Origin of the sequence: Marinobacter sp. NP-4(2019) (assembly GCF_003994855.1) — a bacterium.
GTDB lineage: Bacteria > Pseudomonadota > Gammaproteobacteria > Pseudomonadales > Oleiphilaceae > Marinobacter.
In genome coordinates, this window is sequence record NZ_CP034142.1 from 2,809,044 (window position 1) to 2,833,161 (window position 24,118).

Annotated in this window: 21 protein-coding genes and 2 tRNA genes; 11 read left to right on the plus strand and 12 right to left on the minus strand. The window is 58.2% G+C overall.

Annotated elements, in window-relative coordinates; translation table 11 throughout:
- Positions 1-131 precede the first annotated feature (131 nt).
- Entirely contained in the window at positions 132-3,251 is a 3,120-nt protein-coding gene (rne, locus tag EHN06_RS12780; protein ID WP_127332937.1) for a ribonuclease E, read from the plus strand.
- Positions 3,252-3,254: 3 nt separating this feature from the next.
- Complete coding sequence (locus EHN06_RS12785) at positions 3,255-3,797, plus strand: YecA family protein (RefSeq protein WP_127332938.1); 543 nt, start codon at positions 3,255-3,257, stop codon at positions 3,795-3,797.
- Here EHN06_RS12785 and EHN06_RS12790 read toward each other — a convergent pair.
- Positions 3,794-4,672 carry a PHP domain-containing protein gene (locus EHN06_RS12790; protein WP_127332939.1) on the minus strand — a complete coding sequence of 293 codons (879 nt, stop codon included), beginning with the start codon at positions 4,670-4,672 and terminating at the stop codon, positions 3,794-3,796. The two genes, EHN06_RS12785 and EHN06_RS12790, sit on opposite strands and share 4 nt — an antisense overlap.
- Positions 4,673-4,759: 87 nt before the next feature.
- On the opposite strand from EHN06_RS12790, the gene EHN06_RS12795 reads away from it, so the two are divergent.
- The 3 genes from EHN06_RS12795 to EHN06_RS12805 all read left to right on the plus strand — a co-directional run bounded on the left by EHN06_RS12795 (position 4,760) and on the right by EHN06_RS12805 (position 6,151).
- Positions 4,760-5,059, plus strand: a complete 300-nt coding sequence (locus EHN06_RS12795; RefSeq protein WP_127332940.1) for a YciI family protein — start codon at positions 4,760-4,762, stop codon at positions 5,057-5,059.
- 125 nt (positions 5,060-5,184) lie between these two features.
- Positions 5,185-5,856, plus strand: a complete 672-nt coding sequence (locus EHN06_RS12800; RefSeq protein ID WP_228257300.1) for a TIGR04211 family SH3 domain-containing protein — start codon at positions 5,185-5,187, stop codon at positions 5,854-5,856.
- A gap of 4 nt (positions 5,857-5,860) precedes the next feature.
- Complete coding sequence (locus EHN06_RS12805; RefSeq protein ID WP_127332941.1) at positions 5,861-6,151, plus strand: PilZ domain-containing protein; 291 nt, start codon at positions 5,861-5,863, stop codon at positions 6,149-6,151.
- 56 nt (positions 6,152-6,207) lie between these two features.
- Here EHN06_RS12805 and rraA read toward each other — a convergent pair whose 3' ends face one another.
- Together rraA and ppsA are read right to left on the minus strand one after the other, a co-directional pair.
- Positions 6,208-6,687, minus strand: coding sequence for a ribonuclease E activity regulator RraA (gene rraA, locus EHN06_RS12810; protein WP_127332942.1), 480 nt, complete (start codon positions 6,685-6,687; stop codon positions 6,208-6,210).
- 30 nt (positions 6,688-6,717) lie between these two features.
- A complete protein-coding gene (ppsA, locus tag EHN06_RS12815) occupies positions 6,718-9,054 on the minus strand; it encodes a phosphoenolpyruvate synthase (protein ID WP_416332559.1) in 2,337 nt (778 codons plus the stop codon).
- A gap of 159 nt (positions 9,055-9,213) precedes the next feature.
- Between ppsA and EHN06_RS12820 the strand changes: the two genes are divergently transcribed.
- Positions 9,214-10,029, plus strand: coding sequence for a pyruvate, water dikinase regulatory protein (locus EHN06_RS12820; RefSeq protein ID WP_127332944.1), 816 nt, complete (start codon positions 9,214-9,216; stop codon positions 10,027-10,029).
- Positions 10,030-10,090: 61 nt separating this feature from the next.
- On the opposite strand, the gene EHN06_RS12825 is transcribed toward EHN06_RS12820, so the two are convergent.
- Positions 10,091-13,015 carry an insulinase family protein gene (locus EHN06_RS12825; RefSeq protein WP_127332945.1) on the minus strand — a complete coding sequence of 975 codons (2,925 nt, stop codon included), beginning with the start codon at positions 13,013-13,015 and terminating at the stop codon, positions 10,091-10,093.
- Between the two features lie 121 nt (positions 13,016-13,136).
- Between EHN06_RS12825 and EHN06_RS12830 the strand changes: the two genes are divergently transcribed.
- The 3 genes from EHN06_RS12830 (at position 13,137) to EHN06_RS12840 (ending at position 15,991) form a co-directional block, all read left to right on the plus strand.
- Positions 13,137-13,691 (plus strand): hypothetical protein, encoded by a 555-nt coding sequence (locus tag EHN06_RS12830; RefSeq protein WP_228257301.1) that lies wholly within the window; start codon positions 13,137-13,139, stop codon positions 13,689-13,691.
- Between the two features lie 102 nt (positions 13,692-13,793).
- Positions 13,794-14,945 carry a PEGA domain-containing protein gene (locus EHN06_RS12835; protein ID WP_127332946.1) on the plus strand — a complete coding sequence of 384 codons (1,152 nt, stop codon included), beginning with the start codon at positions 13,794-13,796 and terminating at the stop codon, positions 14,943-14,945.
- 50 nt (positions 14,946-14,995) lie between these two features.
- Positions 14,996-15,991 (plus strand): response regulator, encoded by a 996-nt coding sequence (locus tag EHN06_RS12840; protein ID WP_127332947.1) that lies wholly within the window; start codon positions 14,996-14,998, stop codon positions 15,989-15,991.
- On the opposite strand, the gene EHN06_RS12845 is transcribed toward EHN06_RS12840, so the two are convergent.
- Positions 15,951-16,514, minus strand: a complete 564-nt coding sequence (locus tag EHN06_RS12845) for a nucleotidyltransferase family protein (protein WP_127332948.1) — start codon at positions 16,512-16,514, stop codon at positions 15,951-15,953. The genes EHN06_RS12840 and EHN06_RS12845 overlap by 41 nt on opposite strands.
- Positions 16,515-16,704: 190 nt before the next feature.
- On the opposite strand from EHN06_RS12845, the gene EHN06_RS12850 reads away from it, so the two are divergent.
- Positions 16,705-17,556: a 6-carboxytetrahydropterin synthase gene (locus EHN06_RS12850; RefSeq protein ID WP_127332949.1), complete on the plus strand. Its 852-nt coding sequence runs from the start codon at positions 16,705-16,707 to the stop codon at positions 17,554-17,556.
- 232 nt (positions 17,557-17,788) lie between these two features.
- Here EHN06_RS12850 and EHN06_RS12855 read toward each other — a convergent pair.
- From EHN06_RS12855 to gltX, 3 genes are all read right to left on the minus strand, one after another.
- Positions 17,789-17,864: transfer RNA gene (locus EHN06_RS12855), tRNA-Glu, on the minus strand.
- A 7-nt stretch (positions 17,865-17,871) separates the two neighbouring features.
- Positions 17,872-17,947: transfer RNA gene (locus EHN06_RS12860), tRNA-Ala, on the minus strand.
- A gap of 112 nt (positions 17,948-18,059) precedes the next feature.
- Positions 18,060-19,544: a glutamate--tRNA ligase gene (gene gltX / locus EHN06_RS12865; protein WP_127332950.1), complete on the minus strand. Its 1,485-nt coding sequence runs from the start codon at positions 19,542-19,544 to the stop codon at positions 18,060-18,062.
- Positions 19,545-19,698: 154 nt separating this feature from the next.
- On the opposite strand from gltX, the gene EHN06_RS12870 reads away from it, so the two are divergent.
- On the plus strand, positions 19,699-20,676 hold the full coding sequence (locus EHN06_RS12870; protein ID WP_127332951.1) for a zinc ABC transporter substrate-binding protein: 978 nt from the start codon (positions 19,699-19,701) through the stop codon (positions 20,674-20,676).
- On the opposite strand, the gene EHN06_RS12875 is transcribed toward EHN06_RS12870, so the two are convergent.
- The 4 genes from EHN06_RS12875 to EHN06_RS12890 form a co-directional block, all read right to left on the minus strand.
- On the minus strand, positions 20,656-21,570 hold the full coding sequence (locus EHN06_RS12875) for an AEC family transporter (RefSeq protein WP_127332952.1): 915 nt from the start codon (positions 21,568-21,570) through the stop codon (positions 20,656-20,658). The two genes, EHN06_RS12870 and EHN06_RS12875, sit on opposite strands and share 21 nt — an antisense overlap.
- Before the next feature lie 82 nt (positions 21,571-21,652).
- Positions 21,653-22,423 carry an SDR family oxidoreductase gene (locus tag EHN06_RS12880; RefSeq protein ID WP_127332953.1) on the minus strand — a complete coding sequence of 257 codons (771 nt, stop codon included), beginning with the start codon at positions 22,421-22,423 and terminating at the stop codon, positions 21,653-21,655.
- Between the two features lie 28 nt (positions 22,424-22,451).
- On the minus strand, positions 22,452-23,036 hold the full coding sequence (locus EHN06_RS12885) for a bacteriohemerythrin (protein WP_127332954.1): 585 nt from the start codon (positions 23,034-23,036) through the stop codon (positions 22,452-22,454).
- A gap of 104 nt (positions 23,037-23,140) precedes the next feature.
- Complete coding sequence (locus EHN06_RS12890) at positions 23,141-24,013, minus strand: metal-dependent hydrolase (RefSeq protein WP_127332955.1); 873 nt, start codon at positions 24,011-24,013, stop codon at positions 23,141-23,143.
- Positions 24,014-24,118 lie beyond the last annotated feature (105 nt).

The following is a 24,118-nucleotide window of genomic DNA, read 5'->3' on the forward strand; positions in this document are numbered from 1 at the left end:
CTCAGGGCCTGATCCGTCTGGCCGCCGGTTCGCTTCAGCAGTAGGAAGCCCGCGGCACGCACGTTCTGCTTCGCAGATGTTTCTCCCCCCGGTTTTCTGTCAAAACCAAACGACAGGAACCCTTTCTTTCCATGAAAAGAATGCTAATCAATGCAACTCATCCTGAAGAGTTGCGCGTCGCCCTCGTAGACGGCCAGCGTCTGTTTGATCTTGATATCGAATCCAGCTCCCGTGAGCAGAAGAAAGCCAACATCTACAAGGGTCGTATCACCCGCGTAGAGCCCAGCCTGGAAGCCGCCTTTGTCGACTTCGGCGCGGAACGGCACGGCTTTCTGCCCCTGAAGGAAATCTCCAAGGAGTATTTCAAGAAATCCCCGGGGCAGATCGAAGGCAAGATCAACATCAAGGACGTGGTCTCCGAAGGCCAGGAAGTCATCATTCAGGTTGACAAGGAAGAGCGTGGCAACAAGGGCGCAGCCCTGACCACCTTCATTTCCCTCGCGGGCCGCTATCTGGTCCTGATGCCCAACAACCCCCGTGCCGGTGGTATTTCCCGCCGCATCGAAGGCGAGGAACGCGCCCAACTGAAAGAGGCCATGAACGACGTTCAGGTGCCCAAGTCCATGGGCATTATCGTCCGTACCGCCGGTATTGGCCGCTCCACGGAAGAACTCCAGTGGGACCTCGACTACCTGGTGCAGTTCTGGGAGGCCATTACCCAGGCCGCCAGCGAGCGCAAGGCGCCCTTCCTGATCCACCAGGAAAGCAATGTCATCATCCGCGCGGTGCGCGACTACCTCCGCCAGGACATCGGCGAAGTGCTGATCGACGCTCCGACCGTCCACGAGGACGTACTGAACTTTGTTCGCGCGGTCATGCCCACCTTCGAGAACAAGATCAAGCTGTACAAGGATGAAATTCCGCTGTTCAGCCGCTATCAGATCGAAGGTCAGATCGAAACCGCGTTCCAACGCGAAGTAAAGTTGCCCTCCGGCGGCTCCATCGTCATCGACCCGACCGAGGCACTGGTGTCCATCGACATCAACTCCTCCCGCGCCACCAAGGGTCACGACATCGAAGAAACCGCGCTGCAGACCAACCTGGAAGCTGCGGAAGAGATCGCGCGCCAGCTCCGCCTGCGCGACATGGGCGGCCTGATCGTGATCGATTTCATCGACATGACCCCGGCCAAACACCAGCGCGAAGTCGAGCAGAAGATGCGCGAAGCGCTGGAAATTGACCGCGCCCGGGTCCAGGTCGGCAAGATCTCCCGTTTTGGCCTGCTGGAGATGTCCCGCCAGCGCCTGCGTCCGTCCCTGGGCGAAACCCGCAGCGAGGTCTGCCCCCGCTGTGAGGGTCAGGGCACCATCCGCGGTATCGAGTCCCTCGCCCTGAGCATCATGCGCCTGATTTACGAGGAGTCTTCCAAAGAAAAGACCGGAGAAGTACGGGCCATCGTCCCGGTCGCCGTTGCCACCTTCCTGCTCAACGAGAAGCGCAAGCAGCTCGCTGACATCGAAGCGCGCCAGGAAGTCAGCCTGGTGGTCGTGCCGGCACCTCATATGGAAACACCGCATTTCGAAATTGTCCGTATGCGCGATGACGAAACCGGTCCCGAGCATGTCTCCAGTTATCAGGTTGCCGAAGAGTACAGTCAGCGCGAAGAAGAGGTGTATGAGGCACCGACTGCCCAGCAACCGGTGCGCGAACAGGCCGCAGTGAAAGCTATCCGGCCCACTGCCGCCCCGGCACCCACGCCGGCTAAGGTAACTGCCACCGCAGCGAACGACCAGGAAGAAGGCCTGTTCCGCAAACTGGGCCGCAAGATTGCCTGCTTCTTCAGGGGTGAGAGCACCACTACCGACAAAGAGCAGCAACAAACCGCACGCACCGTGCGCGAAGACCGTCGCACCCAGGGGCGTCAGGATCGCCGTAAATCCCGCGTAGCACGGGATGATGGCCGCCAGGGCAACCGCAGCGGCGGTGATCGCAGACAGTCCGGTCAGCAGCAGAGCCGTGGCGACGATAACCGTAATCGTAGCCGTGCCCGCGGTGAGGACCAAAGCCGTGGTGGCCAGCAGGGTCGCCAGGGTGCTGATGGCAAAGGTGGCGACAGCCGTCGCGGAGGTCAGGGCCGTGGCCAGGGACGCAACCGCCCACAGCGGGATCAAAAAGACCAGCGCGAACAGAAGGACCAAAAAGACACCCGCGAGCAGCAGGACAGCACCGCCAAGAGCGCCCCTGAAAAAGGCGGTAGCGATGACAAGCGCCGCAAACCGCGTCGCGCCCGCAATCGTGATGGCTCCCCGGCCGAAACTCCGGCATCCACGCCGGCGGATCGCAAGGCGTCTCGCAGCGAGCGGCACCAGAAGGACACTCAGCCGGAAGAACGCCAGGACACCTCCCAACCGGAGGTGAAAGCTGACGCCAAGCCCAAAGTCGCGGAAGCCCAGGCACCGAAGGCGGAGGATAAACCTTCCGAGAAAGCGACCAAAGCAGACAGTCAGACTCCGGCCAAGACAGAGAAAAAGCCGGAACAGCCTGAACAGAAGAGCGAATCAAAGGCTGGCGAGAAAGCCCGGAACGATGGGGCTCCAGCCTCAGACACCAAGGCTGAAACAAAACCCGAAAGCAAGCCCGCACGGAAGCAGCCGGAGAAAAAGGCTGAGAGCAAGACAGAGGACAAAGCTCCGAAAGAGCCCAAGGCTGAAAGCAAAGTCGCTGACAGCAAGCCGGCAGTCCCCGGCGAGGCTCCAAAAGCCACTGAAGCGCCGGAAACCGCTGCAAAGTCTGGCGACCAGGACAAGCAGGCCGCTGAGGACAAAGCGCAAGCACCCAAGGCCGATGTCGCCAAGCCGGAGACACCTGCCGCTGACACCAGGACCGAGCCCAAGGCTGAACCCGCTGCCGAAAAGCCGGCACCCAAGGTAGAAAAACCTGCGGCACAACCGGAAAAACAGGAAGCCAAGACGGAACCTGCACCTGCGGACAAGTCTTCAGAAAAACCTGCGGAGGCCGAAAAACAGCCCGAGCCCGAGGCCAAAAAGCCCGAGCCCGAGGCCAAAAAGCCTGAGCCGGAGACTAAACAGCCCGAGCCAGAAACAAAGCAGCCGGAGAAAGCAGCCGAGCAACCGAGCGCCGATAAGGCCCCGGAAGTACCGGTAACGCCCGGACGTGCCTACAATGATCCGAGGGAAGTTCGCAAACGTCAGCGAGCTGCGGAAGAGGCCAAAAAGGCCGGGAGTAACTAAGGCATGCTATCCAATTCGGATATTGAAGCACTGGAAGATATTCTGTTCGCGGAACCCTGGGGCGACGACGCCCTGGATTTCTTCGGGCTTCACGGAGTGGTTTGCGCCAGCGTTGTCGGGCCGGTTGAACTGTCGACGGAAGAGATCTTCCGCCTGGCCACGGGAAGCGACCAGCTTCCCGAAGGTCAGGTACCGGAGATTTTCAGCCACTGCGTCAACCAGCTGACCCGGGACATGGCCCATTCCCTGGATATGGGCCAGGCCCTTGAGCTTCCTGAGCCGGAAGACGGCGACCCGATGAACGCTCTGGAAAACTGGTGCGCCGGGTTCGTGGACACCTTCCTGGAGCGTGAGGATGAATGGTTGCAGGCCGGAGGCGAGGATGAAACCGCTGACCTCCTGGTGCCAATGCTGACGTTGTCCGGCCTGTTTGACGATGAGGACTTCCAGAAGGTCCGCAACAGTGACAAGCTGTCCCGGCAGATGGCCGACGCTATCCCGGACTCACTGACCGACCTGTACCTGCTCTTCCACGCGCCCGATTAAGTGGGCGCACTCAGCCCTGCAGGCTGTTTGAAATGATGCCAGACCGGCTCCAGCCCGTCTGGCATTTTCATGATATTGCCCAGCTCACACCAAGGCGCCCCCGGGAAATGGAAATCGCTTCCCTGGGAGGCCAGCAATTCCTGCCGGCGACACAGCTCCGCCAGAAACCCCAGGTCGCCACTGGATTGACCGGAAGTTGATACCTCTATCGAGCGCCCGCCAGCCCTGATGAAGTCATGAACCAGGTTGCGCAATTTGGTGGCCGTCATACGGTATTTACGTGGATGGGCAAGTACCGCTACACCACCCGCCTTAGTGATCCATTGGACAACTTCCGCCAACTCCGGCCAGAAGGCCTTTACGTCTCCAGGCTTACCGGCTCCCAGATAGCGCTTGAACGCCTGCGCCGAGTCCTTCACTTTCCCTTCTTCTACCAGCACCCGGGCAAAGTGGGGCCGCCCAGGCACGTCACCACCGGCTTTGTCCGTGGCTTTAGCCAGTAACTCAGAGACTCCGACCTTTCGGAGGCGCTCTTCAATCATTCGCGCCCGGGCCCAGCGATTCTCGTGCTGGCGCGTAAGTGCCTCAACAAGGACCGGGTTGTCGCGATCAAAATCAAGACCGACGATATGAATGGTCTGGGTTTTCCAGAGACAGGACAATTCGGTGCCATTGATCAACGTTATCCCGGCAGCATCCGCCGCCGCCTGCGCCTCAGGTAAACCATCAATGGTGTCGTGGTCAGTCAACGCCAGGTGGGTTACACCCTGTTCGGCTGCCCTGCGGACCACATCAGTGGGCGCCAGGGCACCATCCGAAGCGGTGCTGTGGCAGTGCAGATCAATGCAGAATGCGGATTCTTGGGGTATAGTCACAAAAATTCCTGAAGCTAATATGAAGTACTGGCAGGCAGTGTACCAGTCAGGCCGCTGCCTGTATCACTCAATATCCCGGAGCCTTTCATGTACTACGCCATTATCAGTGAGGACGTCGAGAACAGCCTGCCCTTGAGGCAAACCGCCCGCCCCGCGCACATTGAACGTCTTCAGGCGCTTAAGGCCGAAGGGCGGCTGTTGGTGGCCGGCCCTCATCCTGCCCTGGACACGCCGGAGCCCGGCGAAGCCGGCTTTACAGGCAGCCTTGTGATTGCCGAATTCGACTCTCTGGAGGCTGCACAGAGTTGGGCAGACGCAGACCCATACGTTGACGCCGGTGTTTACCAGAAAGTCACCGTCAAGCCGTTCAAGGCCGTTCTGCCCTGAGCCACCGACAAGTGTCCATGAGCGTATTGTAATAATACGCTGCTTGAACGCCGGAGAGGCTGTGACAAAATTGCGTCTTTAATCGCTGACTGTCCGACCATCGCAAAACTCAGGAAATATAACCAGTGACGTTCATTCGCTTTATTCTCAGTATTTTTATTATCGTGTCCTCCATAGCCGTAGCCCAGGCGAGGACCATGTATGTGGACGACCAGTTATACCTGCCTGTTCGTTCGGGCCCCGGCACTCAGTACCGAATCATTGAAAACGCCTTGCCGAGCGGCACGCCGCTGGAAGTACTCGACACCTCCAATGAGAACTACACCAAGGTAAGGACGCCCAAGGGGACCGAGGGCTGGGTATCCAAGCAGTACCTGACCGACACCCCCATTGCCCGCGACCGCCTGGAGCGCGCCACTCGTCAGTTGGAGGCCGCTCGCAGCGAATTGAACGAGGCCAGGGAACGGCTCAGCACGGTTACCGCGGAACGAGACGAATTGCGCAGCTCCGAGACCTCGCTTTCCAACCGTTCTGAAGAACTCCAACAGGAACTCAGGCGGGTCAAGGAAGTTTCTGCCGATGCCCTGAACATCCAACAACGAAACCGGGAGCTGCGCGAGGAAAATCAGAAACTCCGCAATGACCTGGAAGTGCTGACCGCCGAAAACGAACGGCTTGAAGCCAGCAAGGAATCCGATTTCATGCTGCTAGGCGCTGCGCTGGTACTGGGCGGCGTCCTCCTGGCCCTCATTATTCCAATGCTCAAACCCACAAGAAAAACAGACAACTGGGCGTAAACCTATGAAGGACTACTCGGAAAAACGCGATTTCCATCGCATGCAGGTGAACTCGGAGATCAAGATTACCGACAGCAAAGGCGAGACATTCACCGGCGTTTGCCGGGACCTGAGCGCCACCGGCATGCAGTTGTATGTTGAGCGGTCCTTTGCGGTTGGTGAAGAGCTACAGACTGTTCTTCACCCCTCCAGCGACCAGTTCCCTCCCTTGGAAACCGTGTGCGAAGTAGTCCGATGTGAGCCCGAGGGTGACGGATTTCTGCTGGGAGCCAACATCAGCGAAGTCACTCGCTGAAACCAGAAACGGCGGCCAATGGCCGCCGTTCTTATTCGTAGCGGGAAAACCGAAGGTCAGACCAGCGGCTTCTCCGATACGATGATACCGTTGTTATCAGCATACACGTAATGTCCCGGCTGGAACGTCACCCCGTGAAAGGTCACCGGTACGTTCAGGTCACCCAGGCCGCGCTTCTCGCTCTTGCGTGGATAGGTATCCAGGGCCTGGACACCCAGCTCGGTGTTGCCGATCTCATCCACGTCACGCACGCAGCCATAGATAATCAGGCCTGCCCAGCCGTTGCTCGCCGCTTTTTCTGCCAGCATGTCACCCAATAAGGCATGGCGCTTTGACCCGCCTCCATCGACAACCATCACCCGGCCCTCACCGGGCAGCCCAACCTGCTCCTTGACCACGGAGTTATCCTCAAAGCACTTTACGGTCACAATCTCACCGCCGAAGGCCTTGATGCCTCCGTAGTTATTGAAGCCCGGCTCCGCAACCTTTACTTCCGGAAACTCGTCACACAGGTCAGGGGTAATAATGTTTGCCACGTTGTCGCTCTCCTTATCCTGGAAATGAACTCAGTCAATCTTTTCGTCGGCCAGGAAGAACCAGGTATCCAGTACCGAATCCGGGTTCAGGGATACGGTATCAATACCCTGATCCATCAGCCACTTGGCCAGATCCGGATGATCGGACGGGCCCTGACCACAGATACCGATGTACTTGTTGGCTTTCTTGCAGGCCTGAATCGCATTGGACAGCAGCGCCTTGACGGCTTCGTTCCGCTCATCAAACAGGTGTGCAATGATGCCGGAATCCCGATCCAGGCCCAGGGTCAACTGGGTCAGATCGTTGGAGCCGATAGAGAAACCATCGAAATGCTCCAGGAACTGCTCCGCCAGGATGGCGTTCGCCGGGAGCTCACACATCATGATCACCCGCAGGCCATTATCGCCGCGCTTCAACCCGTTCTCGGCCAACAGATTCACAACCTGCTCGGCTTCACCAACGGTACGGACGAACGGCACCATGACCTCAACGTTGGTCAGCCCCATCTCATTGCGTACTTTCTGCAAGGCACGGCATTCCAGCTCAAAGCAGTCCCGGAAGGTTTCGGAAATGTAGCGGGAGGCACCGCGGAAGCCCAGCATCGGGTTTTCTTCATCCGGCTCATACAGCGTACCGCCAATCAGGTTGGCGTATTCGTTGGACTTGAAGTCCGACAGGCGCACAATCACCTTCTTGGGTGCAAACGCCGCCGCCAGGGTGGAGATACCCTCAACCAGCTTGTCGATGTAAAAGTCGACCGGGGACGAATAGCCGGAAATACGCTTTTCAACGGTCTGTTTGATGTCCCGCGGCAGACCATCGAAGTTGAGCAGCGCCTTGGGGTGAACACCGATCATGCGGTTGATGATGAATTCCAGGCGGGCCAGACCGACGCCTTCATTTGGCAGCGCCTGGAAATCAAACGCACGATCCGGGTTGCCCACATTCATCATGATCTTGAACGGAATATTGGGCATGGAGTCGACGGTATTTTCCCGCAACTCAAAATCCAGGGCGCCCTCGTAGATCATGCCGGTATCGCCCTCGGCACAGGAAACCGTCACTTCCTGGCCGTCTTTCAGTATTTCCGTCGCGTCACCGCAGCCAACGACCGCAGGGATGCCCAACTCACGGGCAATGATAGCGGCGTGGCAGGTACGGCCACCACGGTCAGTGACAATGGCAGAAGCGCGCTTCATCACCGGCTCCCAGTCCGGATCCGTCATATCCGTGACCAGAACATCGCCCGGCTGAACGCGATCCATTTCATTGATACTTTCGACGATTTTGACCGGACCGCTACCGATTTTGTGACCGATACTCCGACCTTCCACCAGCACCTTGCCGGTTTCTTTCAGCAGATAACGCTCCATGACGTTGGCGGCAGCACGACTCTTGACCGTTTCGGGGCGCGCCTGAACGATGTAGATTCGGCCGTCGTCACCGTCCTTGGCCCATTCAATATCCATCGGCCGGTCATAATGCTTTTCGATGATCATGGCCTGCTTGGCCAATTCTTCCACTTCCGCATCGTTAATACAGAAGCGGTTACGATCTTCCTGCTCAACCTTCACGGTCTCAACAAACTGACCTTCGCCGGGGCTGGAATGGTAGACCATCTTGATGGCCTTGCTTCCCAGGTTACGGCGCAGGACCGCAGGGCGACCGGCCTGAAGGGTGGGCTTGTGAACATAGAACTCGTCCGGGTTAACGGCACCCTGAACCACCGTCTCGCCCAAGCCATAAGAAGCGGTGACAAACACCACATCACGGAAGCCGGATTCGGTATCGAGGGTAAACATCACGCCACTGGCAGCGGTTTCACTGCGCACCATCTTCTGGATACCGGCAGACAACGCCACCAGCTTATGGTCAAAACCGTGATGAACGCGATAGGAAATAGCGCGGTCGTTAAACAGGGAGGCAAATACCTCCTTGACCGAAGTACGCACCTGATCCAGACCCACCACATTCAGGAAGGTCTCCTGCTGGCCAGCGAACGACGCGTCCGGCAGGTCTTCCGCAGTGGCAGAGGAACGCACAGCGACGGCCATCTTGTCGTTGCCATCCTGCAGCTTGGCGTAAGCCTCTTTTAGGGCATTATCAAGCACTTCCGGGAACGGGGTATCGATCACCCACTGGCGAATGCGGGAACCCACCCTGGCCAGTTCGTTCACATCGTTGACGTCCAGCTCATCAAGAGCCTGGTCGATCTTGTCCTTCAGTCCATCGGTGGCCAAAAATTCACGGTAAGCATGGGCCGTGGTTGCGAACCCACCCGGAACGGTAACACCTGCATTGGCGAGATTACTGATCATTTCACCGAGCGAGGCGTTTTTGCCCCCTACCCGGTCAACATCGGACATTCCCAGGTGATCAAACCAGATAATGTAATCTTCCAAAGCACGTCTCCCTTGATTCATTAGAGCATTCTGCGCTGCGCAGTCTCGAACTGGCCGTGTATGATACTGTAACCTGCGGCAATTACCTAGGGAACCCGTCGAATCCGGAGCTGGACAACAACCATGAAACGAACTGCCTTCTTTATTTCCGACGGCACCGGCCTTACCGCCGAAGCCCTCGGCAACAGCCTTCTCGCCCAATTTGAAAAGATTGAATTTGAAAGAGTAACGGTGCCCTACATTGACGATGCGGACAAGGCCCGGGACATGGTCAAGCGCATCAACAAGGCCTCGGAAACCGACCAGAGCCGCCCACTGGTGTTCGATACCATTGTTAACAGTGATATCCGTGGCATCATTTCCGACGCCGACGGATTCATGGTGGATATCTTTGGTACCTTCCTGAACCCTCTGGAACAGGAATTACAATCGTCGTCGTCCTACTCCGTGGGCAAATCCCACTCGATTAACAACGAAGGCAATTACGAACGCCGCATCGCAGCCGTTAACTTTGCCCTCGACAACGATGACGGTGCCCGCACACGCTATTACAACGAGGCCGATCTGATCCTGGTCGGCGCCTCCCGCAGCGGCAAGACGCCCACCTGTCTCTACCTGGCTCTGCAGTATGGGGTTAAAGCCGCCAACTACCCCATTACGGAAGAAGACCTCCAGGACCAGCAGATGCCTGCGGCCCTGAAACCGCATAAAGAGAAGATTTTCGGACTTACCATTGAGCCGGAGCGGCTGGCCACCATTCGTAACGAACGGCGCCCTAACTCGCGGTATTCTTCAATCAAGCAGTGTATGCACGAAATCGAAGAGATTGAGTTGATGTATCGGCGTGAGCGAATTCCTTACCTGAATACCACAGCTTACTCTGTCGAGGAAATCTCCACCCGCATCATGGTCGCCACGGGCCTGAAACGAAACCGGTAGGCACCGATCCCGATGAACACCGGGACAGCGCCCGGACGAGCGCTGTCCCGACCATCACTGCTTATAATTCCTGAATTTCCAGCCCCAGCTGTTCCGCTACCTTACGGTTTTCCGGACTGGTCACCACGGCGGTGCTGGCATATTCCGGCACCAGCCATTGGCGCGCAACCCGCTTCAGGTCATCCAGCGTCACCGCCAATACACGCTCCCGGAATCTGGCGCGCTGCTCAGGGGTACGGCCAAACAACTGGTTATGGAAGGCATGTCTCGCCGCACCCGCCGGAGAGCGGGGGCGGTCCAGCTGGCTAATCACCCCGAGGATGGATTCTTCGAGTTCCTGAGGATCATGGTCTGCTTCCTGCAGCCAGTTCAGAGCGCTGTCAAATTCCTCGAGGGTATCTGCAAGCCGCGGATCGCGGTAGGAGAAAAACCGGAACGTACCGTTGACGCTGTCCTGGCCGGCGCCACCGCCGTAGGCTCCGCCTTTCTCGCGAATCGCCCGATGCAGGTAGCCATTACGCAGGAAGCCGCCCAGGACGGTCAATGCTGCGGCATCTTCATGATCCACCGCCACCGTGCTGTACGCCCTGGCACAGAAATTTACCTGGGTAGACGTGAGCCAGGCCTGGCGAGTGCTGTAGTTAACCGGAGCCATTGTCCAGCGAGCGGATTCCGTAGATTCGACTGACTGCCAGCACGCCTTCAGGTCATCCAGCATTGGACTGAGCTGGTCATTTTCGCCGATGACCAGGAACTGCCGCGACTGCCTCTGGATCTTGCGATGCAGGTCCGCCAGCCTGTTGCAAAACGCTTCCAGCTCGGTGGGATCGTTAAGCGCCTTGTCCAAGGCCTTGGTACCACGTATCGCCTCCAGACCACCAATGCGGAACGACAGCCAGGCCCCCGGGCTCATCCCCTGGGAGGCCGCCCCCATGGCGAGGGCATGGCCACTGCCGGTCACCGACTGCTCACGGCGGGCGCGGATCTGGGCAATCAGCTCGCGCACCCGCTCGGTCTCGTCAAAGCGGGCGCCATGAAACACATCGCTCAACAAGCGGGTCAGCTCGGTCCGATTGCGGGCCAGGGCCTTACCGTTAAAAATCAGGTACCCGGACAGCTTCTGAACATCGTCAATGCCGCCTTTCGCGGAGAAAGAGGCGCTGATTCCACCGGATTCCGCCGAAATTCGATCCTGCATCTGCAGATAATCCAGCTCCCCACAGCCCACCTCAGGGATCAGCGTGGTGTAGTAAGGCAGCAGCAACAGCTCGTCTTCGCTCAAGTCAGGCACCGGCAGGACAACCTGCTCGTAGACCAGGCCGTTGGTGCCACGGGCATAGACCGTCGCCCCGATATCGCCGGCGTACCGGCTTTCCGGCTCCGGCATCTGCAGGGGCACATCCGTCAGATCCACCTTCGGCAGAATGGAATCGTCATCCTTACGCTGCTGGCGCTCTTCCAGTGCCCGGGCGCGCTCCACAATCTGTTTGACCTCCTCTTCGGTCAACGCCGCCTTGCGCCGAGCCAGCGACTCACGAATCGCCTGTTGGCGACGGCTCTCCAACTGGTCGTCCGGGCGCAGGGTCAGTGTCACCCGATGTGGGTTCTCCAGCAGTTTCCTGCGGATCAGGTCCGGCACATACTGAGGATCGCGTATTTTTTCACGCATATCCGCCAGCACCGGTTCCAGATCCAGCAATTCCACCGGATCACCACCATGGACCATGGGGGCAATGGCCTGCATGATCAGTTGCAACCCATAAGGGAACTGATCACCGGCAATCTCGCGCTGATGCAATTCCAGTTGATGAAGGATGGCTTCAAGACGCTCCTCACTGACGCCCTCTTCCACCACCTTGCGCAGTGTGCCCTCGACCAGTGCCTCCAACGCCCTCTGCTGCTCGGGTTCACTGCCCTCGATACCACAGACAAAGGTCATTTCACGGTTGGAATCCTCAAGACCGCACATGGGAGATGGCGCATGGCCGATATCGGTGGTCTCCAGAGCGCGCATCAACGGGGAGGCACTGTTCTCCAGCAGCACCGCTGACAGCAATTGCCCCTCCAGGTTCTCCTGCAACTCAAAGCTATGGCCCAGCAGCCAACCCATGACAATGTGGGTTTTCTTGCTGGTCTCTTCCCCTTCGTTAACGGCGTACCCCTGCTCAACCCGTACGGGCGCAAATATGCGTTTTTCATCCCTGACCGGCAGCTCGATGTCCTGGCGGTCAAAGCGATTCAGCGCCAGGCTCTCGAAACGCTCGTGATGCTCGTGGGCCGGAATGTTGCCGTAGGTGGCAAAAATCGCGTTGCTGGGGTGATAGTGGTGGCGGTAGAACTTCACCAGATCATCGTAACTCAGGTCCACGATGTGATCCGGCTCGCCGCCACTGTTGTAGTGATACGTCGTGGTCTGGAACAGATGGCTGGACAGGTTCTGCCACAACTGGGAAGTTGGCGCGCTCATGGCCCCCTTCATTTCGTTGTAGACCACTCCACGATAGACCAGGTCCGTGCCGGGATCTTCCGGCTTGTCGAACTCCAGGCGGTGGCCTTCCTGGGCGAAATCCAGCGGATCCAGCTTGGAAAAGAACACCGAATCCAGATACACCGACAACAGGTTGTCGAAATCCTTGCGATTCATGCTGGCGAACGGATAAGCCGTCCAGTCGCTGCTGGTAAACGCATTCATGAAGGTATTTAGGGAACGCCGGATCATCATGAAGAAGGGATCCCGCACGGGATAACGCTCACTGCCGCACAGTGCGGTATGCTCCAGGATATGGGCCACACCGGTGGAATCCATCGGAAATGTGCGCAAGGCCACGAAGAACACGTTCTCATCGTTATCGGCGGCCATGTGCAAATGCCGCGCGCCGGTCTTGCGATGACGATACTCTTCAACGGTCAGGTTCAGAGTACCAATCCGGTGACTGCGAAGCTTCTCAAAAGCCGGATGGGTTGCGTTGTCGATCACTGCAGCCATTCAATCTATCCTGTCTTTAACGATTTGAGACTTGTAGGGTAACACGTACTATCGATTATCATGCACCTGTCCTGTAGCCAACAAGACAGCCCTGTAGCCAATTAAGGTAATCCCCGAATCCATGACCACAGAAATCACCAACGACGCCAGCCAGACTCCGGATCTGAACGATTCAGCCGCTCAGGCCGCTCCTCAACGCGCCGATACAACCGCCAGGCCGGGCGCGATTTCAGGAAAAGGCGCCGTGCAGGCACCGGAAGTCGCCGCATACTGGGCCGAGCGCCGTCGCTACGTCGAGCGAATCCGAAAGGTACCGGAAGTCAGACAGCGTTATTGGCGGGAAGCCGGTATGTATCTGCTGCGCCGCCTACTCTGGTCATTCGGTTTTTTCCCTGTTTTCCTGGCTTTCTGGGTCCCCTTCGTACTGTCGAGCTTCAACCCGGTCGTCATGGCAACCGACCTGATTCCCCTGCTACAGGGCTTTGTTGACTCCAACCCGGAAGTTCAGGCAACTACCATCAGCACCCTGGCCATCGCCTGGGCGTCCGTCGGATTTTTCTTCCTGGTATTCGATTTCGTGCTTACCCCGTTTCGTTCTCCCTATGAATACGAAGCGGATGTCTATATGCGCTCATGGGAACAGCTCAACCATGATCGACTTCCGGACAAAGTGTGATTTGTCCTGCATTCTCGTTAAGTTCAGATACTTTCTGTTACATAACTTTGCACTCACTGGTTAAGATGGAGCCGTCCGCAATGCAGGAATGCGAGGTTTCCCATGGTCGACGCCCGACCACTGCTATTCATCAATGCACTGGCCCTGATGCTAATGGTCACGGCGGGGTTTGCCTCGATCCACCAGGATACGTCAGTAGTTGAGGAGGTCACTGCGGAACCGGAAGCCCCGAACGTCATCCTTGCAGACACCGCCGCGGAACCTGAAAACTCCCCTCCTCCACCGGACACCCCAAGTATCGAAACGGTGAACATTACGCCACCTCCCGCCGAGGGAAGGGTTCGCAACCTTCCGGACGTGGAGCCCTTCACCATCCCTCCCATGCCAGATGCCTCTGAGGCGGTGGCGCTGGCCGAGCCGGAGAGCACACAAGAACCAAAGCCTGTCGCGCAACCGGAGCCCACAACCGCCTCCCTGGTCCTGCGCTCTAACGTTATCGGCGATACCGTCACCATCAACGGTCGTGACTATGGTGCCACCCGCCTCGACCTGGAGCTGGCTCCAGGCACATATGACGTCACCATCAGCAAAGCCGGATTCAAACCCTGGAGTCAAACCATCGCCATGAAAGCCGGGCAGACAAAGACCCTGGTCGGCAGGCTGAAGGCCTATACCACGGTGAACTTCCGCGAGGGCATCTGGATTGGCGGCGTAAAGACCGGTGACGGCACCTACCAGGACAGTGAAGGGCTATACGAAGGCCACTTCGTAGATGGTGACTTTCACGGCCAGGGAACGTTGAGGCGCGCCAACGGCGACATCCTGACAGGCGAATGGTCAGAAGGTCAGCTGAATGGCCATGGCTCCCTCACTACGGCAGACGGGATGCTCTACGTTGGCGGCTTCCGCGACGGCGAATTCCACGGCCAGGGCAGCCTGACCTACCCCGACGGCCGCCATTACGAGGGCGAATTCTCCAATGGTGATTTCCACGGCGCCGGTGCCGAAGTGTTTGCCGACGGGAAGAAATATGAAGGTGGCTACATTGACGGCAAGTTCCACGGCGAGGGCCTGCTTCGCAACCCCAATGGCAGCTCCATTGAGGCCACCTTCAAACACGGCGAACCCTACGGACAGGTTCGTCTGACAACCGCGGCCGGCGAGGTTTTCACCGCCCGCACCACGGAACCCGGTGTCTGTTATCGAGAAAAGAGTTACCGGGCAACCCAGTGCCCGCCACTGGAAGGCTGGTAATTCACCGGCCCGATAATGAACGCATTGCTGTAACAGGTTGAGGTTGTGACATGGCGATCAAGAGCGCACTCCTGGTAGACGACTCAAAAGTGGCAAGATTTGCCCTGAGCAAGCTGCTGGAAAACCACGACATGGAAGTCAACATGGCCGGCTCCGCGGAGGAGGCGCTGGATTTCCTCAGCAGCCACCGCCGACCGGACGTGATCTTTATGGACCACCTGATGCCCGGCATGAATGGTATGGAAGCCACAAAAGCCATCAAGGGCAACCCTGAAACAGCCGGCATTCCCATCATCATGTGCACCTCCAGGAAATCGCCGTCCTTCATGGAAGAGGCACAGAATTTCGGCGTCTACAACATCCTCACCAAGCCACCTCACACCGAGGGCCTTGGCCAGGTCCTGACCCAGCTCTCCAGCGATGTTTCCAAAGGCACTCTGCCCGAGCCACCGGAATTACTGAATGGCACACCTCAGGCCAGGGAGGACGAGGGACAGGTCGAACAGATTGCCCGCTCGGCGGTTAAAACCCACATCAACAACCGCCTGCACGAACTACTGAGTGACCTGTTTGATGAACAATTCGATCACCTCAAGCGGGCCCTGGACGAATCCAGGCGAAAGCAGGAGGGGATGATCGAGGAAAAATTCACGGCACTGGAAGAGCGCATCCGCGAGAGTACGCTTCACCTGAGGGACGAGGTAGCCGCAGAGGTCAATCTTAATCTGGGCAGGGAACTGACTGACTTACGCCAGACCCTGGCACGGAGTAATGGCTTTACCAGTGAACACATGGCCGACCTGAAAGACCACATCACCAGCGTCCAGACCATTGATACGGAATTCTGGCAAACCCTGCAGTCCGAGGCGATCCAACAGGCTCATGAAATTTCCCGGCAAACGGCGGAAGATATTGCCCAGCGCACAGTGGATCTGTATCTGGCGCGACAGCGCTCTTCCACCTCAAAATTCTACGCCGTCGGCCTGACCATCAGCCTCAGTATTTTCACGGTCGGGATTGCCTGGTTGTCAGGTCTGTTTGGCTGAGGCGTTTACGGACCGCCTGCCAGTCTCCCGGAGAATCGACGTCATCAAACACCCCGGTGATACCCACCCGGGTTGCGCCGGCCCACTGGAGAACCGCTGACGCGCCCCGGTCCCCGTCCAGCGCCATCACCTGTGGCCAGAGCCAGCGCGGCAGATAGGCCGGTACGCCAGGGCGATTACCATAATCCGCGGCAACCGCCTGATCCGGCACGCACCTCGCCGCCGCACTCATTGCAACCAGCGCATTGGCGTCCAGTAGCGGCTGATCCGCCAACAATACGAAGACACCCCGTGCTTCGGGCCCCAGGCTCACAAGTCCCGCTCGCAGGGAAGCAGACATCCCTTCCATCCAGCTATCGACCGGCAACCACCGGGACGGCTGCACGCGGCCACGAAACCGGACCAGGGGGTACGAGGCACCGGTTGCCACCGTCACGGATGCACTGAGCTGCCTGGCCTGAACAATCGCCCGATCCAGCAAGGTATATCCACCCGTTTCCAGCAACACTTTTGGGCGACCCATACGACGGGATGCGCCGGCCGCCAGAACCAGTGCGGGGAATTGCTCATGGAAGCCGTTTTTTGAATTCTTTATGGTGTTGCCTCCTCACGCCAAGTCGAATTGCGGTCTGCCACATCATCAGACTGCTAGCTTCCGGGGATTTTTGCTAGAATTCTCACATCAATCAACCTCACCCTGTTCGGACTTCCCGATGAATCACCTGTTTGTGGACAATCTCACCGTTATTGATTTCGCTTACCTCGACCCGAATCGCGGTCTGGTAGGGGAAAGCTGGATTGCCGATGTGGTCCTTGGCGGTGAGCTGGATGAACAGGGCATGGTGTTCGACTTCAGCAATGTGAAGCGCACCATCAAACGGGTCATCGACGAACGGGTGGATCACCGCCTGGTCGTTCCCCGTGGCTATGAAGGCCTGGCCTGGAGCGAGGAAGAGCCTGACACATTTACCTGGACGCTGACGGATGGTTCCCGGATTGTGCACCGGTCCCCGGATGAAGCAGTGGCCTGGCTTTCCGCCGATCGGGTGGTACCGTCAGCCGTGGCTGCGTTGCTGGAGCGGGAGTTAATGGCGGTATTGCCGGGTAACGTCACCAATGTCGATGTCCACCTGCGCGAGGAAGTGATCGAAGGCGCCTACTACCATTATGTCCACGGCCTGAAGAAGCATTTGGGCAATTGTCAGCGCATTGCCCATGGGCATCGCTCTCCTATTCGCATTGACCGTAATGGCCATCGGGATTATGAGCTGGAAAAGCGCTGGGCGACGTTGTGGCGTGACATCTACGTTGGCTCTGAGGAAGATGTGAGCCGGCGCTGGGTGGACGAGAAGGGTGTGGCCTATGTGACCTTCGAGTATGAGGCCAACCAGGGTGAATTCGCGCTGACACTGCCGGAGCGCCGGGTGTATATGATGGCGACGGACACCACGGTCGAGCTGATTGCGGCGCATATGGCGGATCAGCTCAAGATGGAGTTTCCGGCGGACGCTATTCGGGTTAAGGCTTATGAGGGGGTTGGCAAGGGGGCCATTGCATCTCGCTAAGCTCTTTAGCCCCAGTCTGCGCACGGCGGGAAGAAACCTCCCAAAACACGCCGTGAACCCGTCCATGGGGGCTTGGTGTTGCCATCCCTGGCAACACACAGTTTTGGGAGGTTTCTTCCCGCCGCACGCTCCAGCTTCGGAGACTGCTTTTCAACTTTCTTCAGACACAAAAAAACCGCCCGAAGGCGGTTTTTTTGATGGCTTTCCGGTGGACTAAACCGTTAAGCCGTATTGGCGTCCCCTAGGGGGTTCGAACCCCTGTTGCCGCCGTGAAAGGGCGGAGTCCTAGGCCACTAGACGAAGGGGACTAGAAATTGGTGGAGCCAAGCGGGATCGAACCGCTGACCTCAACACTGCCAGTGTTGCGCTCTCCCAGCTGAGCTATGGCCCCTCAACGGCTGCGTATATTAAGGATCCGCCCTATGGGCGTCAACCTCTTTTCTTCAATTTTTTCAGTTTTCTGAACATCCCTGTCCATTCCGTTCACTTCTTCACCAAAGCGGTTATTCCGCAAGCAATGCGGCGTATTCTTTTTCCACTCGCTTGGTTTCTTTCTTGGAGAAGCCACCCAAAACCTCAAGAGCGTGACGCAACCGTGAACGGGTCATGTCCGGTCCGAGCAGTGCCATGGAATCCATCACCGACCAGGAATTGGGGGTACCAGCGATGGCCACGAAGATGGAGAACATAAAGTCCCCCATCTTCAGGTCCATGGCCTTGGCCAGGGTTTTGATGTCAGCGAAGATGTTGTCCTTGCTCCAGTGGCGCTGGGCTTCCAGCTTCCACAGGGTGAACTGGAGCACCCGCTTGATCTGGGCCTCCTCCAGTTTGTTGTGGGCAAAATCCTCCGGTTTGAGGTTGAGCATGCCGGAGAACATGAACGCCGCCATCGGGGCCACATCGGAGAACACCTCTGCCCTTCCCTTGATGTGTGGGATCAACGCGCGCAGGGCGTCTTCGTTGAACCACCAGTTGCGCATCTTCTCGACAAACTGATCGTCGCTCAGGTCTTCACGCAGCCACAGGCCGTTCAGCCAGCGCAGTTTTTCCACATCGAACACCGGACCGCCCAGGGATACCCGCTGGATGTCGAAGTTCTCGATCATCTCGTTCAGGGTGAACTTTTCCCGCTCATCGGGCATCGACCAGCCCATGCGACCGAGGTAGTTGGTGACCGCCTCCGGCAGGAAGCCCATGCGCTCATAGAAGTTGATGCTGGTGGGGTTCTTGCGCTTGGACAACTTGCTCTTGTCCGGGTTTCGCAGCAGCGGCAGGTGGCACAGCTCGGGCATGTCCCAGCCGAAATACTGGTACAACAGTTTGTGCTTGGGTGCGGAATTGATCCACTCTTCGCCACGCAACACATGGGTAATGCCCATCAGGTGATCGTCCACCACGTTGGCCAGGTGGTAGGTGGGCATGCCGTCGGATTTCAGCAGGATCTGACAATCCACCTGGGACCAGTCAATCTCGATGGTGCCGCGCAGCATGTCGCGGATCTCGCACACGCCCTCATCCGGCACTTTCATACGGATCACATAGGGCTCGCCGGCGTCCAGGCGACGCTTCACTTCTTCCTCGGGTAGCTCCAGGTCGCCCTTGATGCCGGGATTCAGGCCCTGGGCCTTGCGCTCTTCGCGGATGGCCTCCAGTTCCTCCGGGGTACGGAAACAGTAAAAGGCGTGGCCGGCGGTGACCAGATCCAGCGCGTACTGGCGGTAGGAATCTTTGCGCTCGGACTGGCGATACGGCCCATGAGGACCGCCGACATCCGGCCCCTCGTCCCATTCCAGACCCAGCCAACGTAGCGCGCGCAGGATGTCCTGCTCGGACTCCTCGGTGCTGCGGGCCTGGTCGGTGTCTTCAATACGCAGAATGAACTGGCCGCCATGCTGACGGGCAAAGCACAGGTTGAACAGGGCCACGAAGGCGGTACCAACGTGTGGATCACCGGTGGGTGACGGGGCAATTCGGGTACGTACGGTCATGTAACGATCCTGATAGATTAAGTGGCCGACTGGAAAGCCACGCATTATAACGGCCCAGAACGAATTTCGCATGATGGCGGCGCGACCCGTCTTTAATCGCGCAACACTTTGTTATATTATAACGTTTCAATCCTGTTTCAGAGCACGCACCATCATGCCCAACAAATCACAAACCAGCATCGCCATGCTGGGATTAACCGCGCTATTGAGCCCGCTTTCCGCAATGGCCGGCACCAATATTGTTACCTCGATCAAACCGCTGGAACTCCTGGTCAAAGCCGTCGCGCCCGACGATGCCAACGTCACCAGCCTGGTCCCCGCTGGCTCCAGCCCTCACAACTACACCATGCGCCCCTCACAGCGCCGGGCGCTGGAAAATTCCGACGTCATCTTCTGGGTCGGTCCGGAAATGGAAACGTTCCTGTCCCGCCTGCTCGGCGGTGAGGAGTTCAGGGAACGCACCGTTTCGCTGATGCATGGTGATGACGTACCCCGAGCCGACGACACCGACGCGCACCATGATGAGCATGAGGAAGATCACCACGACGATGACGATCATGGTCACGATGATCATGGTCACGATGATCATGGCCACGATCATGGCGCAGGCGAAGACCCTCACATCTGGCTGGATCCGGTACTGGCCCTGGAGATGGCAAAAGACATCCACAAAGCGCTGTCACAACTGGAAGGCGCCGACACCCAGGCCCTGGACGCCAACCTGGCGCGATTCGAGAAGACGCTTCTGGAGGCTGAAGAAGACATTCAACACCGCCTTGAGCCACTGGCCAACATCAGCCTGTTCGCCTATCACGATGCCTTCACGCGCTATGCCGGGCACTTCAACCTGACATTGGACGGCATTCTCACCCTGAACCCGGAATTGTCCCCGGGCGCCCGGCACATTGCCGAGGTGCAGGACAAACTGCGCAAGGCCAACCAGCCCTGCCTGCTGACCGAACCCCAGTTCAACCGTCAGTGGTGGCGTTCCATCACCGAGGGGCTGGATATCACCTTCAGCACCTGGGACCCGCTGGCTACGGACATTGAATCCGACCGGGACGGCTACGTGAACTTCCTTCAGGGTATCGCCGACAACGCGCTGGCCTGCCTACCAGAGAACGCCCAGTAACAGTGGAATGGTGATCATGGCCAGCAATGTCTGGCCACTGATGATCCCGGCCATCAGAGGCGCGTCACCACCGAGCTGGCGTGCCAGTATGTAAGACGAGGTAGCCGTTGGCAGAGCTGCCAGCAACACCGCCACCTGCACCAACATGCCGTCCAGCCCCAGCAACAGCGCCAGGCCGGCGGTAATCAGCGGAAATGCCACCAGCTTGGCCACCGACGACACCAGGAAAGGCGTCGACGCGCCCCGCAAGGCCTTCAACTGCAAACCTGCCCCCACCGTCATCAACCCCATGGGCAGCGCCAGATCGCTCAACGGCATCAGGATACCGGCAATCAATGGATGGAACCCGATCTGGAAATAACTCCAGATCACCCCGATCACCGACCCGACAATCAGCGGGTTGGTCACGATCGCCTTCAGCACCGGCCGCAACCGCAGTGGCCCCTGTCCCGCCGCCATCGAAAACATCAGGATGCAAAGCAGGTTGAGCAGCGGCACCTTGACCGCCACCGCTATGGCAATCAGCGACAGCCCGTCGTCGCCCAGCAGCATGCCGGCCGCCGCCAGGCCCACGTAGGAATTGAAACGGATACCGCCCTGGTAAACGGAAGAAAATATCGGCCCTGGCCAGCGCCAGATGAATTGCAACAATGCCAGCACCAGCGTCATCACCAGCAGCATGGCGACAATCAGCAGCAGGATCTCGCCGTAGGCGGAGGCGGGCAAACGGGCCTGACCCAGTTTGTAGACCAGCATGGCGGGGAACAGTACGTAATAGGTGAAGCGCTCCGCCTGCATCCAGAAGCCTTCACCGGGGAAGTTCCAGCGCCGAAACAGGTGCCCCATAACGATAAGCGCAAACACAGGCACCAGTGCCTGAACCATCACCGGCATGTCGACTCTCTCCCGAACCCCACTCACACAAGGCCCGAAAGGATAACAAAGTTAGCAGGCTAGCGTCTTGATCCAGCGTATTCTAATCGCGCCAGAGCTTCCGCAACACACTGCGGGTGACCGCCGCCGGCGCGGATTTGGCAATGGGCCACAAGGCCTTGAACTGCATGGAGATCGGCCGGTGCAGACGCGGCCGCTCTACCTGCGCCCACACCTGGGCGGCCACCACATCCGGTGTCAGATTCACGCCAAGGCGCTCGAACAGCCGCGAGCGCTCCTCGTTCTGCTGCACCATGCCGGTGTTCACGAACGGCGGCATCAGGTCGCACACACGGATACCATGGGGCTCCCACTCAATATCCAGCGCCTCCGTCATGGCCCGTACCGCATGTTTGCTAGCCGAGTAGGACGCAAAGTCGGGAATTCCGTAGGCGGCGGACGCCGAACTCATATTCACCACCTGGGCGTCGGGCGTCGCCTTCAGGTACGGAAACGCTGCATGCAACACCGTCATCAGTCCGATCACATTGACCTCAACAATCGCCCGATGGGCTGAGAGGGGAATCTCCTCAAACCGCCCCACCTTCAGAATACCGGCATTGTTGTGCAGCAACCGCAACTGCCCACCAGTGCGCTCGGCGAATTCCGCCAGCCCCTGCTTCACCGATGCCTCATCCACCACATCCATCACATGGGTGCTGCAGCGATCTTCACCCAGCTCGTCCCGCAGCTTTGTCAGTGCCGCCTCGTCCCGGTCGGCCGCGCCGACAAACCACCCCTTGGAAGCAAACAGGAGCGCGGTCTCACGACCGATGCCGGCAGCGGCGCCGGTGATAAAAATGCATTCTTTCACAGGATTTCCTTGGAGTTATTGCGTTCGGTCAGGGCCTGTCGCGGCGAGCCTCCCGGATTGACCGCGCAACTCGAGCCGACATGGCCGCGTACTTTTCCAACAGTGCCGATACAGTGCTCGACATCTGGCCACTCAACTGATCATCCACCACACGCCTCGCCTCAGCCAGGGTACTGCCGCGCTTCAGCTCCAGCACCGTTAACGCCATTCGACGATCAGACTCAAGAATATGGAAAGCCAGCCATCTGGCAAGATAGTCGAAAATGTCCGCAAGCACCTGCTCTTCACGGGCCTTACTGCCCCTGAAAATCTGAATCTGTGCAAAAAAGAGTTGGTGGCTGTCGTGATGATTCCGGACCGCGTCCCCGGTACCCAGGCCTTCGTGCCAGATAGCTTCTTCGGATTTGAAATGAAACGCCGCGTAATCAAGCAGCTCATCAAGAATGTGTTCGCAATCCACCCTGGCGACACCAGAGACAAAATGCCGGGCCAGCCGATTCAGAATATCGACCAGTACCTTGTGCTGCTGGTCAATTTCCTCAATTCCGGTCTCAAAATTCCGGTTCCAGGGAAACGGGCTGAGCGTATCGGAGCCCGCGTTATGTTCCGGCATGGTGAAGCCCTCCCCGCCTGGGCGCGTCTACGCAACCAGCATACCAAGCAGATCGACTCCGGGCCTTGTCTGAGGTCAATGTTGGGAGGGTTTGAGCCCGCCAGTCAGCCTGGCTCTCCGAGCCATTTTGCCTTGGCTTTCTCAACCAGCGCGCGGGCATCGTGATTCCACGGATGGAAATTCGGGCTATAGAACTTGAGATAGGATGGCAGTAGTTTCCGAAACACCCCGGGCTTGCCCCACATATAGTTCAGGGCGCCGGCCCAGGATTTCAGATTGCCCAACTGGCCGTCTTCCTTCATCAACTGCACCAGGTGGATACTGGTAAACACCGGGAAAATCACACTCACCACCAGCATTTCCTGCAGCCGCACGCTCTCGCGGCCACCCACTGCCTTGTAGACGTCAAACGCAACAGCCTTGTGCTCAGACTCCTCAATGGCATGCCAGGCCCAGATTTTCGCCATGCGCGGGTCCATTTCCTCCAGCGCGTCATACTTCAGCAGGAATTCCTCGGCCATCAGCGCCGTAAAATGCTCTACTGCCACGGTATGGGCCAACTGCCGTTCAGGGCTGAAATTCTTGCGCATCCAGTCCATAAACGCCTGGATTTCCGCCTCCAGCCGGCCAAGACCAATGCCCCGCTCTTCCAGGAAGCCATTCAGCAGCTTGTGCTCCCGTGAGTGATGCGCCTCCTGACCAATGAACCCACGCACCGCTTTCTTCAGTTCCGGATCGGTAATGCGGTCCCGATAATGGCGCACGGTATCAATGAAGAAGGTTTCGCCCGGCGGAAACGACGAAGACAGCGCCGCCAGCAGCAGCGTTTTGACCGGATCGTTGTCCCACCAGTATTTGGGCACGTCCTCCGCCAGATCGATATCAGGCCGACGCACCTCCGGAACCATACTCAGGGGTGGTTTCGTCGGCTTACGTTTTGAGGAACGAATAGCCTTGATGTTCGCAATGGAAGTCATGGGCAGTCTCCGGTTTCCGGGATTTCTTGTAATCTGGCCCACAGAGTACTGGTCAGAAGGCTACCTCCGTGAGATGTTTGGCGGACAATGCACTTGTCATTGGTG